We start from the raw sequence: 15,456 nt of genomic DNA, 5'->3' as shown, positions 1-15,456 counted from the left end.
CCACTTGGCTAGCTGCACACCGTGCCGTCCGCCGGCACCTTGCCGTCGAGCAGGTAGGCGTCCACCGTCGACTTCAGGCACGGGTTGCCGGTGTTGTACCCGCCGTGGCCCTCGCCCTGGAGCGTCACCGTGACACCCACGCCCGCGCCCAGCTGCTGCGCCATCGTGTGCGCGCCCTCGACCGGGGTGGCCGGGTCGCCGGTGGTGCCGACCACCAGGATCGGCGCGGCGCCCGGGGCGGCGACCTCCGGGTGGTCGGTCTTCCCCGCCACCGGCCAGCCGGTGCAGCCGGTCAGGCCCCACGCCACGAACGCGCCGAACACCGGGGAGGCGGAGCGGAACAGCGACAGCTGCTGTTCCACGTCCTGGTCCGAGTAGCGCTGCTTGGCGTCCACGCAGCTGATCGCCCGGTTGGCCGCGTCGAGGTTGTTGTAGTGCCCGTTCGGGTCGCGCCCGAGGAGGTTGTCGGCGAGCTGGAGCAGCAGCGTGCCGGTGCCGCTCTGCATCGCCTCGGTGAGCCCGGCGGCCAGCGCCGGCCACGTCTCCTGGCTGTACAGCGCGCCCGCGATGCCGGTGACGGCCAGACTCGACGTGAGCTTTCGGCCGCCGGCGGTCGGCAGCGGGCTCTGCCCCACCTTCTCCAGCAGTCCGGTGATCTTCGCGGTGCCCTCGGCGCCGCCGCTGCCGGTCGGACAGTCCGGCACACTGGTGGAGCAGGCCTTCATGAAGTCCTCCAGGGCGAGCTGGAAGCCCTTGGCCTGGCCGAGCGAGGACTGCAGCGGGTCCTGTGTCGGGTCCACCACCGAGTCCAGCACGGCGCGGCCGACGTGCTGCGGGAACAAGTGCGCGTAGACGCCGCCGAGTTCGGTGCCGTAGCTGATGCCGAAGTAGTGCAGTTGCCGGTCCCCGAGAGCCTGCCGCAGGATGTCCATGTCGCGCGCCGCGCTCTCGGTGTCCACGAAGGGCAGCACCGGACCGGAGTTGCGCTCGCAGGCCGCGTTGAACTGCGCGGTGCTCGCGTCCAGCGCCTTGACGGCCGCCGGGTTCTCGGGGGTGTTGTCGACCGCGTTGGCGACGTCCAGCGCCTTGTCGTCCAGGCACTTCACCCCGGCGCTCGCGCCGACCCCGCGCGGGTCGAAACTCACCAGGTCGTAGCGGGTGTTGAGGGAGGTGTAGGCGTCGGCCAGCGCGGGCAGCGTGGCGACGCCCGAGCCGCCGGGGCCACCGAAGTTGAACACCAGTGAGCCGATCCGGTGCTGCTCGTCCTTGGCCCGGGAGCGGATCAGCGCGAGGTCGATCGTGCCGCCGTCCGGCTTGGCGTAGTCCAGCGGGACCTTGAGCGTCGCGCACTGCCAGTCCCCGGCGGGCGGGGTGCCGCCGCCCTGCGCGGCGTCCGGCGCGCCGCACGCCTTCCAGTCGAGCTGCTGGACCGCCGCGGGTGCCGCCGTCACCGGCGCCGCCGGCGCGAGCTCGGCGGCGGGCGCGGCGCCGCCCTGGCAGCCGGCCGAGGAGGTGAGGAGCAGCGCGGTCAGACCGAACGCGCCGGCACCGCGGACGACGGTGTGCATGGGGACTCCACCTCTCGGAAGGCCGGACGCCTGCAGTCGGTGCACGGCGGTCAGTGCACCGACCGGCGCGCGAACAGGCGCACGCCGGGGCCGCACACGCCCCGCGCTCATTCGCTCACCCTAGGTGCGCCCCACGCCGTGCGCCCTCCGGACTCCCCCGTCCGGGGGCGCGTGCCGCCGGCCGTCCCACCGTCCGTCCGGGTGAGGTCCGGGCCCGGACGGCACGAGGCTGCGCCCCGGCACGAGCAGTTGCCGGGACGCGGTGGGGGGAAGGCCCGAGGGCCTACTTGGGCATCTCGTTCCAGGGCCGGCCGGGGCCCTTGCCGGTGAGCCGGGCCCAGATGCCGTCGTCGTTCGCGTTGGTGTTCAGGATGTATGCCAGGCTCCGGCTGGCTGCAGGCCTTGGAGACGTAGTCGATGAACCGCCCCGAACACCCGCCGCAGCCGGTGCACGTACGTCCGGACGACACCGGTGGCCCGGGCCGGCGACTCGTCGCCGGCCGCCGAGCGCGCCGCGCTCGCGCTGGTGGAGGCGGTGCTGCAGCCGGCCGCGCACGGTGGCGGGCGGGTGCCGGACGAGCTGTACGCCGAGGTGGCCGGGCACGACGACGACAAGGCGCTCACGACGCTGACCCTCGCGATCGGGCGGGGCAACTCCTTCGTGGCGCCGGCCCTGGTCACGAAGCCGGCCCCGGGCGGTCGTTCTCCGGCCCCTGGGCGTGACGACGCCCGGGTCGCGCCTACCGGAGCACCAGGTCGGGCGTGCCGCGGACGGCGTACACCGGCAGGCGTGCGCCGTGCAGGACGGCCGGGGGCAGGGTGAGCCCGAAGTGCCGCTCGACGGCGCCGACGGTACGCCGGTGGGCGGCCGGGAGGGGCTCGCCGGCGGGGGCGGCGCGCGTGATGCCGTCGGGCCGGAGGACGCCGGCGGCGACGAGGTCGGGGAGCAGCAGGTCGGGCTCGCTGCCCCAGCGCCAGCGCTCCTCGGCGAGGCCGAACCCGCACAGGACGGCGCCGTCGCGGGCGTAGTCGAGCAGGGCCGGCGGGTGTTCGGCCATGGGCCGGTAGTGGACGACCTCGACGCCGCCGTGCGCTATCTCGGTGAGCAGGTCGGCGCCGGTGGAGTCGCCGTACTCGATCGCGAAGGACCAGCCGCCGGACTCGCCGACGCGGATCACGCCGTCGCCGTCCTCGCCGGGCCGGTACACCTCAACGTCGAGGTCCCACACCTCGGCGCCGCTGACCGGCCCGGCGGCACCGCCCACGTCCGCGCCCATCCGCCGGGCCACCTCCTCCGGCGGGATGCCGCGCGCGAACAGGACGCCGCTGAGCCGGTCGCCGCCCTCGACGAGCCACCGGATGCCGTCGCTCATGACGCCCTCCCCCCTCGCGCCGACCCGTCCTTGGCCGGCCTCCCGGACGGCACCCTAACGAACCCCACCGACAATCGGCCCCCGCCGTTGACCGACGCTCATCGGGCGACGACGCGGCTCGCGCATCGGGGCCACCCGCGACGAGCATGCCGACGGACAGCGCCAGGTCGAGGTCCGCCCCTGTTCGATCGTCCGGCAAGGGTTGGAAGCGTCCGGCAAGGGTTGGAAGACAGCCCCTACGCCCCGGCGTCCGGCGTCCTCCCGTCCTGCGCCTGCTGCGAGCGCGCGGCGAACATGCGGGTGATCCGGTTGACCACCTCCACGTTCGGGGCGTGCGGGTTCTCCGGGCAGTAGGAGATCCTGAGGACGGTGCTGCCGGACTTGACGAGGACCTCCAGGCACTCGCCCTCCACGAAGATCGAGGACCGCTCGCCGGCCTTCGGAGCGGCCATCGGCGGCTTCTCGGGCAGGCCGGCGCTGATGCCGTAGGCGACGTCGTACATCTTGTCGCCCCACTCCAGGCTGGGGCCCGCCATGATCTGGAACTCCACCTGGGTCTTGCCGCCGTCGGCGTGGAAGCGCGAGCCGCCCGTCCCGGTCACCTGCTTGCACAGGTCCACCTGTGCGGCCGGGACGCCGTCGCCGCCGCAGTCGCGCTTGGGCTGCGCGGACGGCGCCTCCTCCTGGGTCCAGCCGTCCGGCACGGCGTGCAGGTCGGGCAGGACGGACTTCACCTGGTCCAGGGTGGTGAGCGGCTTCGGCCCGTCCGGGCCGGAGTTGAGGTAGACGCCGAGCCCGACCATCGACCCGACCACGGCGAGCGCGACGACCACACCGGTGAGCGCCCAGATGCGGCCACGCCGGGAAGCCGTTCCCGGTACCGTTCCGGCGCCGGACGCAGGCCAGTTGGCGCCGTCGCCGGGGTGCCACATCTGCGGCATTGCGGCCGCCGGCGGCGGCGCGGTCATGGCGACGGACAGCCTGGCGCGCAGGTTGGCCGCCAGGCCCGGGTCCCCGCCCAGGAGTTGGCCCACCGCCAGCGCCAGGTCCCACTGCGCCTGCTGGTCGCCCGGGAAGGCCTCCACCCGGGAGAGCGCCTGCGCCCACTGCGGCCACTGCCGCAGCGCCTCCCGCACGCGCGCGACCGCCTCGCCGCCGAGCGCCGCACCGGCCGCGCCGACCGTGTGCGACGCGGACTGCACCAGTGCCTCGACCACCATGGCGACGAGATCCGCCCCGTCCCCCGCTGTCATCGAACCCCCTGATCGGAAAAGAAGACGGTGACACTCTGACATCAACAGAGCGATCATGCACAATTCCGCCTCAGCGGAGACCGAACCGCAATGCCGCAGGCCGGGACGGGGCGCCGTCGCCCGAATACCGTCGCGGACCGTTACCCGGGAACGGCCGAGTCGTTGTCCAGCCGCAAGCCCCGCACATCGAAGCCGTTCCGCCGCACCGACGACCCTCCGGCACGACACCACAGCCGACCCGGATGCCGGCGACCAGGTCGCCGAATGGGGGGCGGGACGCGCCTGGGCTTCGCACCGGCACCCAAGTTCCACACCCGACACGGCCGCTTCCCCCGGAGTGTCCTCGACCTGGCCAGGACGCAGCGGCGACTCCTCGAATGGCCGTCACGCAGGCAGCGCCATACGGCTGAGCCGCACCCGACACGGCACCGGATCACTCCGGCGCCGGGCGGACGAGGTGGATAACTGGGTTTCGTCACACCCTCAGTTGAGTCGCCCGCCCTCATAACTGTGGCCTGGAAACGTGCCCGGCGTGCCCGGGGCGCTGGGAGGTCGCGACAGCCGCCGCACGCGGTTGGGGTTGCCTCGGACGATGCCGTCACCAGGCGGCCGATCGGGTTGGCTCACCGACCCGCTCGGAGGATTGATGCACGTATCCCGTGCCTTGCGTTCGATCGTCGCCGTCGCATCGATGGGAGCGGCGCTGGTAGCCGCTCCGGCGTGGTCCGCCACGCCCGCCGCCGGAGCCGTACCCGAGCCGGCCGTCCACGCGCAGGCTTCTCGGTCCCCTGACTCCGGACCCGCGGTGCACCATGACACCTCGCCACCGTTGCGTGAACTGTCGCAGAGGCACGGAGAGCGCCGGTCCACCCCCAGCGTCATGCCCCCCGAGAAGGTGCCGCACCCGTCCCTCACCGAGGCCGCCCGCCCGGATCAGGTGGTGCAGGACCGCGACGGCCGCCGGGACCGGATCCGGTTGGGCGTCAGTTTCGACGGCATCCGGGAAGCCGGGGGCGTCCCTCCTGACCCCAATGCCTCGGTGGGCTCACACCAGATCGTGGAGATCACCAACTTCGACCTCGCGGTGTACTCCAAGACCGGTGCCACGCAACTGGGGCCGCTGACGACCCAGACCCTGTTCAGCGGGTTCGGCGGACCGTGCGAGACCGCTCAGAACGCCGACATCGGGGATCCCGTGGTCCGCTGGGACTCCCTGGCCCGCCGCTGGATCATCAACCAGTTCGCCCTCGACCAGGCAGGCAACACGAACCGGCTGTGCGTGGCCGTCTCCAGCACCGAGGACGCCACCGGCGAGTACTACCGGTACGACTTCGGATATCAGCACTTCATCGACCACCCGAAGGTCGCGGTGTGGCCGGACGCCTACTACGCGACCTTCACCGGCGCCGGGACGGTCTTCGAGGCGTGCGCCTGGGACCGGCACAGGATGCTGCGGGGAGCCGACGCCGACCAGCAGTGCTACAACGTCCCGGTACCCACCTTCCCGCTCAGCTCTGACCTCGACGGCACGACGCCGCCCCCGCGGGGCGAGCCCAACCTGCTGATCGCCCTCAACCCCGGTGACGACAGCCTGCAGTACTGGCGGTTCCACGTCGACTGGGCGGACCAGACCCGCACCACCGTCACGGGCCCGGGGGAACTGCCGGTGGCCCCCTACACCCCGGCCTGCGAGAGTACCGATCCCACCCAATGCGTCCCCCAGGCCGGTACCACCCAGAAACTGGACTCGCTCTCCTACTCCGCCATGCACCGGCTCGCCTACCGCAACTTCGGCGACCACCAGTCCCTGGTCGTCAACCACGCGGTCGACGCGCCCGGCGGCGTCGGGGTGCGCTGGTACGAACTGCGGCTGGACCACGGCCGACCGGTCGTTCATCAGCAGAGCACCTACGCTCCGGGGCCCGCGTACCGGTGGATGGGCTCCGCGGCCCAGGACAAGGAGGGGGACATCGCCCTGGGATACTCGTCGTCGTCCTCCCAGGCCCATCCCTCGATCCGCGTCACCGGACGCCTAACGGACGACCCGCGGAACGTGATGACATTCCGGGAGACCACCGTGTGGACCGGCGCAGGCTCCCAGACCGGGAGCAACCGCTGGGGCGACTACACCTCCATGGCGGTCGACCCGGTGGACGGCTGTACGTTCTGGTACACCAACCAGTACCAGCCGGCCGATGGCACCGGAAACTGGAACACCCGTATCGCCTCCTTCCAGCTCTCCGAATGCTGCGACCACCACCACGGGTGACACCCCCGGCGGACAGCACACAGCCGTCCGCCCCAGCCCGGAACCCGGCCGGCGCCACGACCTGATCAGGCGCCACGGCGTGACCGGAGACCACGGGCACAGGGGTGGAGCCGGGTGCCCGGCTCCACCCCTGTTCTCACTGCGTGGCGGCGTCCGGGGTCCGTCCGCTCTGCGCCTGCTGCGAGCGGGCCGCGAACATGCGGGCGAGCCTGGTCACCAGCTCCGCGTCCGGGGAGTCCGAGGACTGCGGCTGGTACGAGAGCAGCAGGACCGTCGTTCCGGCCTTGATCACGACGCTCGTGTACCGGCCGCTGCGGTAGGCGGTGGAGCGGTCTCCGACCGCCGCGACGGGCACGGGCTCGGAGGTGGAGTCGCTGCTGCCCGCGGAGCCGGCCAGGTCGTAGGTCCGGTCGGCCCAGGCCGGGCTGGGGCCGGCGATGACCCGGAACATCACCCGCGTGTTCCCGTTGTCCGCACGGAAGCCCACGACGCCCGTCCCGATGGTCTGCGAGCAGACGTCCGCCTCCGCCGCCGAGGTGTCGTCGGCGTGGCAGTCCTTCGGCGGCTCGGCGGTCGGCGCCCGGTCCTCGCGCCAGCCGGCCGGCACGGCGTGCAGGTCGGGAAGGACGGACCGCACCTGCGCCACGCCGGCCAGCGGCGCCGCCCCGAACGGGCCGCCGGCGCCCCCGAGTCGTTGCGGCTGACCGGAGTTGAGGTGGATCCCGAGCGCGATCAGGGCCGCGATCACGACGAGCACGCCGACCATCAGCCCGATGCCGCGGCGCCGGGGGGCCGTTCCCGTTCCGGCACCGGGCGCGGGCCAGTTGGCGCCGGGCGCGGGCCAGTTGGGGGCGTCGCCCGATGCGGACGGCCCGGACGCCTGGGCGTCGCCGCCGAGTTGCCGCACCGGAGTCCCCGCCCCCGGCGGGGGTTCGGTCGTGGCGACGGAGAGCCTGGCGCGCAGGCTGGCCGTCAGGCCCGCGTCCCGGCCCAGGAGTTGGCCCACCGCCAGCGCAAGGTCCCGCTGCGCCTGCTGGTCGCCCGGAGCGGCTTCGACCCGGGAGAGCGCCTGCGCCCACTGCGGCCACTGCCGCAGCGCCTCCCGCACGCGCGCGACCGCCTCGCCGCCGAGCGCCGCACCGGCCGCGCCGACCGTGTGCGACGCGGACTGCACAAGCGCCTCGACCACCGCGGCGACGAGATCCGACCCATCCTCCGTTGTCACCGGAACCCCCCGATCGGAAAAGAAGACGTGAATACTCTGGCATCAACGGACCGGTCATGCACATCTCCGCTGCAACGGAGACCGAACCGCAATGCCGCAGGCCGGGACAGGGCGCCGTCGCCCGAATATCGTCGCGGACGGTTACCCGGGACGGGCCGGCTCGTTCTCCAGCCGGAAGCCCGCACCGCCGACGCCCGCCAGCACCGCCGAAAGCCCGTCAGCACCGCACGACCACCGAAGACCACCGAGAAAAAACGATTCTTCAGATCCTTGCCCGCAGCACCCCCGAAGCACCCCCGGGGAAGAGAAGAGGAAGAGCCATGAGCGAGCACGAGTTGCCCGGCGCCCCACAGGACAACGCCTGCGCCGACCAGGAGTTGGCGCTGTACATCGACCTGGAGGCGGTCGCCTGCCCCGGCCTGCTCGTCTCCCTGCCCGCCCGGCTGCGCTACCGCCGGGAGGACCCGTACGCGGTCAGCCTCGACACCCACGTCGACCTCGACGAGCCGATCACCTGGATCTTCGCCCGCGAGCTCCTCGTCATCGGCCTCACCGGCTGGGCCGGCCTCGGCGACGTCACCGTCCACCGCGGCACCGGGGCCGCCTCCGCGACGCTCTTCATCGCCCTCAGCGCCGACGAGACGACGGCCGTCCTGCGCGCCCCCGCCGCCCTCGTCCAGGCCTTCCTCGCCGCGACCGAGCACGTCGTCCCGTACGGCTCCGAGACCCTGCACCTCGACGTCGACGACCTGATCCTGCGCCTCATGGACACCGACGACCCGCCGCTCGTCTGATCGCCCGGCCCCGCGGCTCCCGCTCGCCACCGTCCTGCTGGTGGCGATCGGCCTGCCCCCCGGGCCGGATCGGCGGCCGCCCGGCGCGCCACCCCGTCGCCCGGTGAGCCGCCGCGCCCAGGATCAGGCGCCCACGTACGCCGCGAGGTGCTCCCCGGTGAGGGTGTGGCGCTTGGCGACCAACTCGGCCGGCGTGCCCTCGAAGACGATCCTCCCGCCGTCGTGGCCGGCGCCCGGGCCGAGGTCGATGATCCAGTCCGCGTGCGCCATGACCGCCTGGTGGTGCTCGACGACGATCACCGACTTGCCCGAGTCCACGAGGCGGTCGAGCAGGCCGAGCAGCTGCTCGACGTCGGCCAGGTGCAGGCCGGTGGTCGGCTCGTCGAGGACGTAGACGCCGCCCTTGTCGGCCATGTGGGTCGCGAGCTTGAGCCGCTGGCGCTCGCCGCCGGACAGCGTGGTGAGCGGCTGGCCCAGGCTGAGGTAGCCGAGGCCGACGTCCGCGAGCCGGGTCAGGATCGCGTGCGCGGCGGGGATGCGGGCCTCGCCCTCGCGGAAGAACTCCTCGGCCTCGGTCACCGGCATCGCGAGCACCTCGCTGATGTCGCGCCCGCCCAGGTGGTACTCCAGCACCGACGCCTGGTACCGCTTGCCCTCGCAGTCCTCGCAGACGCTCGCGACGCCGGCCATCATCGCCAGGTCGGTGTAGACCACGCCCGCGCCGTTGCACGTCGGGCACGCGCCCTCGGAGTTGGCGCTGAACAGGGCCTGCTTCACCCCGTTGGCCTTGGCGAAGGCCTTGCGGATCGGCTCCAGCAAGCCGGTGTACGTCGCCGGGTTGCTGCGCCGCGAGCCGCGGATCGCGGTCTGGTCGACCGACACCACGCCCGCGTCGACGGGGATCGAGCCGTGCACGAGCGAGCTCTTCCCGGAGCCGGCCACGCCCGTGACGACGGCGAGCACCCCGAGCGGGATGTCCACGTCGACGTCCCGCAGGTTGTGCGTCGACGCGCCGCGGATCGCCAGCCTGCCGGTGGGCCTGCGCACCGTCTCCTTGACCGAGGCCCGGTCGTCGAGGTGCCGGCCGGTGATCGTGCCACCGGCCCGCAGCCCCTCGACGGTGCCCTCGAAGCACACCGTGCCGCCGCCGCTGCCCGCGCCGGGGCCGAGGTCGACGACGTGGTCGGCGATCGCGATCGTCTCCGGCTTGTGCTCGACCACGAGCACCGTGTTGCCCTTGTCGCGCAGCCGCAGCAGCAGGTCGTTCATCCGCTGGATGTCATGCGGGTGCAGACCCACGGTGGGCTCGTCGAACACGTACGTGACGTCGGTGAGCGAGGAGCCGAGGTGGCGGATCATCTTGACGCGCTGCGCCTCGCCGCCCGAGAGCGTGCCGGACGGCCGGTCGAGCGAGAGGTAGCCGAGGCCGATCTCGACGAACGAGTCGAGGGTCTCCCCCAGGCTGGTGAGCAGCGGCGCCACCGAGGGCTCGTCCAGGCCGCGCACCCACTGCGCCAGGTCGCTGATCTGCATGGCACACGCGTCGGCGATGCCGATCTTCCCGATCCTGGACGACCGGGCCGCCGCGGTGAGCCGGGTGCCGTCGCACTCGGGGCAGGTGGTGAAGGCGACCGCCCGGTCCACGAACGCCCGGATGTGCGGCTGCATCGCCTCCCTGTCCTTGGCGAGGTACGACTTCTGGATCCGCGGGATCAGGCCCTCGTAGGTCATGTTGATGCCCGCGATCTTCATCCGGACCGGCTCGCGGTGCAGGAAGTCGTGCAGCTCCTTCTTGGTGTACCTGCGGATCGGCTTGTCCGGGTCGTAGAAGCCCGACTCGCTGTAGAGCCGGTAGTTCCAACCGCCGGGCGTGTAGCCGGGGATGGTGAGCGCGCCCTCGGAGAGCGACTTCGTGTCGTCGAACAGCTGGGTGAGGTCGATGTCGGAGACGGTGCCGCGGCCCTCGCAGCGCGGGCACATGCCGCCGGTGATGCTGAAGGAGCGCCGCTCCTTCACCGTCTTGCCGCCGCGCTCGACGGTGACGGCACCGGCGCCGCTGACGGAGGGGACGTTGAAGGAGTACGCCTTGGGCGAGCCGATGTGCGGCTCGCCGAGTCGGCTGAAGAGGATGCGCAGCATCGCGTTGGCATCGGTCGCGGTGCCGACGGTGGAGCGCCGGTCGGCGCCCATCCGCTGCTGGTCGACGATGATCGCGGTGGTCAGCCCGTCGAGGACGTCGACGTCGGGGCGCGACAGCGACGGCATGAAGCCCTGGACGAAGGCGCTGTAGGTCTCGTTGATCAGCCGCTGCGACTCGGCGGCGATGGTGTCGAACACCAGCGAGCTCTTGCCCGAGCCGGAGACGCCGGTGAACACCGTCAGCCGGCGCTTGGGGATCTCGACGCTGACGTCCTTGAGGTTGTTCTCGCGCGCGCCGAGCACGCGGATCATGTCGTGGCTGTCGGCGTCGTGCGGCACCGGCGCGTGCACGTCCGCGTCCGTCCTCTTGGCCATGGTGGTCGTGTCTCCAGATCTGTCGGGCGGGCCCGCCCGCGCGGTCGGTCCATCCAACCGCACCGGGCGGGCCGGGGGCGGGACTTCGGGTTGCTCAGCCGAGTTCGTTGATGCGGATCAGGTTGCCCGCCGGGTCGCGGAAGGCACAGTCGCGGACGCCGTACGGCTGCTGGGTCGGCTCCTGGACGAGCTCGGCGCCGCCGGACTTGAGCCGGTCGAAGACGCCGTCGAGGTCGGCGGAGGCGAGGGTGAGGCGGGCGTAGGTGCCCTTGGCCATCATCTCGGTGATGGTGCGGCGCTCGTCCTCGGTGACGCCGGGGTCCATCGCCGGCGGCTCCAGGACGACGGACGTGCCGGGGCTGCCGGCGGGGCCGACGGTGATCCAGCGCATCCTGCCCTGGCCGACGTCCTTGCGGACCTCGAAGCCGAGGAGGTCGCGGTAGAAGGCGAGCGACGCGTCGGGGTCGGTGTGCGGGAGGAAGGTCCAGTGGATGCTGAGGTCGTTGGTGTCCATGTCCACGAGGCTAGGCGCGGGCCTCGGGGCGGTGCTTCTCGAATCCTGATCGGTCCGGGACGGGGCCTGCGGGCGCCCTTCCCGCCGGTGAGGGATCCGGTAAGCGATCGGCAAGCCGCCCCGCCGACGTTCGAGACAGACACCCTGATGAGGGGGACGGCCGGGTCCGGGTTACCAGGCCGGGCGGGGGTCCTGGCGCTCCGTGGAGAACCCGGCCGGCACGGGCGTGGACGCGCGCCAGAGCAGGCCGGGGCTGGGCGGAAACCCGGTGGAAGGCACCAGCCGATGGAGTCGCCGATGGCCCGGGACGGGGATCTCGGTCAGCCGGCCGTCCCGCATCATCCACAGCCCGAAGCAGTCGTCCTCCTCGTCACGAATCAGCACCTGGACGCTCTCCGGGGCCCGCCACGGCAGGGACTCCAAGTGACGCAGCAGACCGGTCCGCTGGCCCATCCGATCGAACTCGGCCACCCACGCCTCGACGAACGTGGGCAGCGGCTCGAAGCAGCCGTCCCAGCTGCGCGAGGCGTCCGGCCGGCACAGCGGCGCCATCGCCTCCTCGTCCCACGGGGCCAGCACGAGGACGTTCGCGATTCTGCTCATGCCGCAGTATCCGCGCACACCGCGCCTGCGGAGCAAGCGAATTCCGGCGTCAGGTGGGGGCTCCGGTGTCCCCGGGGACGGAAAGCCGACAGCTGGCCGCTCAGCCGGGCGGTGGTCCGCCGCAGACGTCCTTGGTCCACCACACGTTGCTCGTCGGGGCCGTACCGTACTTCGGCGTGATTCCGTAGCTCGCGCCCTCGGGGTGGCCCATCTGCACCTGAATGAGCCGGTAGAGCCGCCCGAGATCGAAGCAGCGCGGATCCCTGTGGTCGCCGACGCCCCGGTCCACCAGGAAATGGGTGGTGATCTCCGGCCAGACCCGCGCCTGGAGCGCGGCCCTCAGATACAGGCGGGCGACCGCCTCGTACTGCGTCGCGGTGTAGGCGGGCAGCCGTGTCGGTGCGGTGGGCTTGCCGCCCGACTCCTGGACGATCTCCACGTTGACCATGGAGCCCATGCGCTCTTCCCGGGCGCGGAACAGCGGTTCGAGTGCCTTGCAGACGCGCTCCAGCTCCGGCCTCGCCCCTGCCGAGGCCGCCACCGAGGCGACCCCGCCCGCAGTCACCGCACGGCACAGGCCACCGGCGACCCACGAGCCCGTGGTGTGAACACTGCTGTCCTCGCCGACGGGGCCGCCGAGCTCCTGCTCCGCCGTCCTGCGCTCGTGCGTGGCCTCCTTCTCGGACAGAGTCAGCCCCGCCAGCGCCTGCTCCAGGGCGGTCCTGCGGGCAGCCGTGCCGGAGAGCGCCCAGACCTGCCGGTAGAGCCGTTCCCGCGCATCCTTGTCCATGACGTCCTGACCGCGCTCGAACTGCGTGGTGGCCGGGCGCCGCGGGTCGTAGAACGACGGCCGGGCCACCGTCTCCGCGCCCTCCCGGGGAACCCAGGCGGTCACCCCCTCGTCCAGTGGTCCACGTGACAACGCGCCATGCTCGGCGATGCGCTTGGCGGTGACCTGGGCGCCGGTGTCGTGCAGCACGAACTGCGGACCGCGGGCGAACGCCAACGGCTGGCCGGTCGGGGCCGTGGCCGACAGCAGGCGGACGATCCGCGCCTGCTCGTCCTTGCCGAGCGGACGTCCCGCCCACTTCGTGATCGCACCCCAGGTCTGCGGACCGACGGCGGGCAGGGTGACACCGAGCCTGCGCATCTGCTCCAGGTCCTCCGGCCCGGCGGGCTCCAGATCGACATCGGCGGTGGCGGGCTGACGGCGTAGCACCGTGGCCGCACCGGCATCGGCACCGGGCAGCGTGCGGGACCGACCCTCCGCCACGGCGAAGGCCTCGGCCTCGGCGCCGCTGTGCGCAGCGCCGATCCGCAGCCCGGAGGCGGGAATCACGCCGCCCGCCCCCTGCTGCACGACGTGGGTCAGCTCGTGTGCCAGCAGTCGGCTGCCGTCGGGCGTGTCCGGCCGGTAGCCACGAGAACCGAACACCACGTGTGAGCCCACGGTGTACGCCCGAGCGGCGACCGCGGCGGCCGATTCCGCGGCACGCGGGTCGGTATGGACTCGGACGTGGCTGAAGTCCCGGCCGAACCGCGACCCCATCGACGCCTTCGTCCTCGCGTCCAGTGCCTCGCCGGGCTCACGCAGAACCTCGTGCACGACGGCCGGCGCGAACCCCGGCCCGGCCCCGTCGGCTTGCCTGCGCAGCACGGGCTCCTCGTCGTCCCGCACACAGGAGCCGGTCGGGCAGTGCCCGTCCGCGCAGCGCTGCAGGACAGCCTCGGTGGACCTGGCGCCCGACGCGGTTCTCGTCACCGGGATCCCGCTGAAATCGCGGCCGTAGCGAGCGCCCGCGGCCACCAGCGCCTCGTCACGCGCCGCGCGCAAACTCTCGTGCGCGATCGGCAGCGCCGGAATGAACACGGCTTTCGGCACGCTGGCATGGGTGAACAAAACCGCGCTCCTCGTCGCACCTGTCCGTTTCTCACCCCTCGCTTTCAGCATGACAGAGACGGGTTCCCGGCGCCCCATTCGGCCGGGTGGAGAGCGAAGCCGATGCGGCGGTCCTCGACGGCTTCCGTCAGCTCCAGCACGCCACCGGGAGGCTCCCAAGTCCCGTTGCCGGCCCGCCGGATCGCGAGCACCCGCGGACCAGGGCACTTGGCGGGCGGCCGCGAACAGCTGCCCCAGCACGACGCCCGGGTCCAGCCCCTTCGCCTCAACCCCGTCGACGCCGGCCGCGAACCGACGAGGGGCGATCCCCCGTCCGTCTCGCCCAGCAGCCGCCGGACCGCCGCCGCGTCCGCCGCACGGATCAGTCGGTCAGCACGCCCATTCAGCTGTTTCCATCCTGAATCCGCTGGTCACGATCCGCTGGTCACGGCCCTGATGTGGGACCGGGCCGGGGTGCTCGGCCGGTCGGGGACGCGATTGCCGGCAGGAGATCGTCTGCGAGAGGACCTCCTGCGCGGGAGATGTCGACAGAGTACGCGGATGGACTGACCAGGGCACAGCTGTCGTTGCCTCACTTCACCGTGACCGTGGCGACCATGTAGGTGTGGAAGCAGCAGTGATAGCTGTAGGTTCCGGGCGAATCGAACCGGAAGCTGTAGGAGTCCCCCGGGTTCATCGGCCCCGAGTGCAGCGGACCGCGACCGTCGCTCTTCACCGAGTGCATGACCGGGTCGCCGTTGGTCCAGGTGACCGTGGTGCCCCGGCTGACCGTCAGCGACGACGGCGAGAAGGCGAAGCCGGCGATGTTCACCTTCACGGCGGACGATGTCTGCACGGTGTTGACGGAGTTGGTGGACACCAGCGCGGTCGCTGCCAGTGGTGTCTGCTGACCGACTGTCTGCTGGGCGAGGTCACTCGCGTACCCCGTGCCGAGCGTGGTGCCAACTCCCACCGCGGTGGCCACCAGAAGTGTGGTGATGCGGCGTCTGCGCGCTTTCCCCGGTGCATTTGTATCTGAATGAAGAGTCATGATGTCGACCCATCCCTTACACACGCGGATCCTCAACACGACCCGCCGGATGCGGGTCGCACATCCGGACATTCCCAGCGTACTCCCTGCCTTGACGGGTATGAGGCGCTGTTGGCCAGCTCCTGAGCGCTGCCGCTCAGGATGGCGGCAGGTGTGTACCACGGGTATCCTGTGCGCGGCCCGACCCACTGTGCAGTACGCCGATGGGGATGAGTGGTACACCACCTCATCCGCCCCCAGTCGCGTGACCTCGGCGTCGGGATCGGCGAGCTCCTCACGCAGTCGCTGGGCGCGATCGGCCGAAACGGCTTGCGGTGCCCGGTCAGGCCACGGACTCCAAGTCCTGGCGTCGGTGGGGTGCGGGCCCCAGGGCCGGTCCTCCCAGTGAGGACCGGCCCCGGACGTACATGGCC

Annotated in this window: 11 protein-coding genes and 1 pseudogene; 2 read left to right on the top strand and 10 right to left on the bottom strand. The window is 72.2% G+C overall.

Translation table 11 applies throughout. From position 1 onward, the window contains the following. Positions 1-8: 8 nt before the first annotated feature. The 3 genes from ACWCXH_RS29300 to ACWCXH_RS29290 form a co-directional block, all read right to left on the bottom strand. Positions 9-1,568, bottom strand: a complete 1,560-nt coding sequence (locus tag ACWCXH_RS29300) for an alpha/beta hydrolase (RefSeq protein WP_449804489.1) — start codon at positions 1,566-1,568, stop codon at positions 9-11. A gap of 740 nt (positions 1,569-2,308) precedes the next feature. Then, positions 2,309-2,941: a DUF6461 domain-containing protein gene (locus tag ACWCXH_RS29295; protein ID WP_449804488.1), complete on the bottom strand. Its 633-nt coding sequence runs from the start codon at positions 2,939-2,941 to the stop codon at positions 2,309-2,311. 236 nt (positions 2,942-3,177) lie between these two features. Continuing rightward, positions 3,178-4,194, bottom strand: coding sequence for a hypothetical protein (locus tag ACWCXH_RS29290; RefSeq protein ID WP_449804487.1), 1,017 nt, complete (start codon positions 4,192-4,194; stop codon positions 3,178-3,180). 880 nt (positions 4,195-5,074) lie between these two features. Between ACWCXH_RS29290 and ACWCXH_RS29285 the strand changes: the two genes are divergently transcribed. Beyond that, entirely contained in the window at positions 5,075-6,463 is a 1,389-nt protein-coding gene (locus ACWCXH_RS29285; protein ID WP_449804486.1) for a hypothetical protein, read from the top strand. Between the two features lie 136 nt (positions 6,464-6,599). Here the strand turns inward: ACWCXH_RS29285 and ACWCXH_RS29280 are convergent, their stop codons facing one another. After that, entirely contained in the window at positions 6,600-7,688 is a 1,089-nt protein-coding gene (locus ACWCXH_RS29280; protein WP_449804485.1) for a hypothetical protein, read from the bottom strand. A gap of 320 nt (positions 7,689-8,008) precedes the next feature. Here ACWCXH_RS29280 and ACWCXH_RS29275 point away from each other — a divergent pair, with 320 nt between their 5' ends. Then, positions 8,009-8,482 (top strand): SsgA family sporulation/cell division regulator, encoded by a 474-nt coding sequence (locus ACWCXH_RS29275; RefSeq protein WP_449804484.1) that lies wholly within the window; start codon positions 8,009-8,011, stop codon positions 8,480-8,482. A gap of 123 nt (positions 8,483-8,605) precedes the next feature. Here ACWCXH_RS29275 and ACWCXH_RS29270 read toward each other — a convergent pair whose 3' ends face one another. From ACWCXH_RS29270 to ACWCXH_RS29245, 6 genes and pseudogenes are all read right to left on the bottom strand, one after another. Next, entirely contained in the window at positions 8,606-10,996 is a 2,391-nt protein-coding gene (locus ACWCXH_RS29270; RefSeq protein WP_449804483.1) for an ATP-binding cassette domain-containing protein, read from the bottom strand. A gap of 94 nt (positions 10,997-11,090) precedes the next feature. Next, complete coding sequence (locus ACWCXH_RS29265; RefSeq protein WP_449804482.1) at positions 11,091-11,510, bottom strand: VOC family protein; 420 nt, start codon at positions 11,508-11,510, stop codon at positions 11,091-11,093. 171 nt (positions 11,511-11,681) lie between these two features. Then, positions 11,682-12,113 carry a hypothetical protein gene (locus tag ACWCXH_RS29260; protein WP_449804481.1) on the bottom strand — a complete coding sequence of 144 codons (432 nt, stop codon included), beginning with the start codon at positions 12,111-12,113 and terminating at the stop codon, positions 11,682-11,684. Positions 12,114-12,213: 100 nt separating this feature from the next. Further along, positions 12,214-14,091: an eCIS core domain-containing protein gene (locus tag ACWCXH_RS29255; protein WP_449804480.1), complete on the bottom strand. Its 1,878-nt coding sequence runs from the start codon at positions 14,089-14,091 to the stop codon at positions 12,214-12,216. Between the two features lie 35 nt (positions 14,092-14,126). Further along, positions 14,127-14,204 (bottom strand): annotated as a pseudogene (locus ACWCXH_RS29250) (NUDIX hydrolase); the annotation flags it as partial. A gap of 380 nt (positions 14,205-14,584) precedes the next feature. After that, entirely contained in the window at positions 14,585-14,977 is a 393-nt protein-coding gene (locus tag ACWCXH_RS29245; RefSeq protein ID WP_449804479.1) for a plastocyanin/azurin family copper-binding protein, read from the bottom strand. Positions 14,978-15,456 lie beyond the last annotated feature (479 nt).

The organism is Kitasatospora sp. NPDC001660, assembly GCF_053596725.1.
Note: the sequence above shows the minus strand (reverse complement) of the source record. Positions and strands in the feature narration are given on the sequence as shown.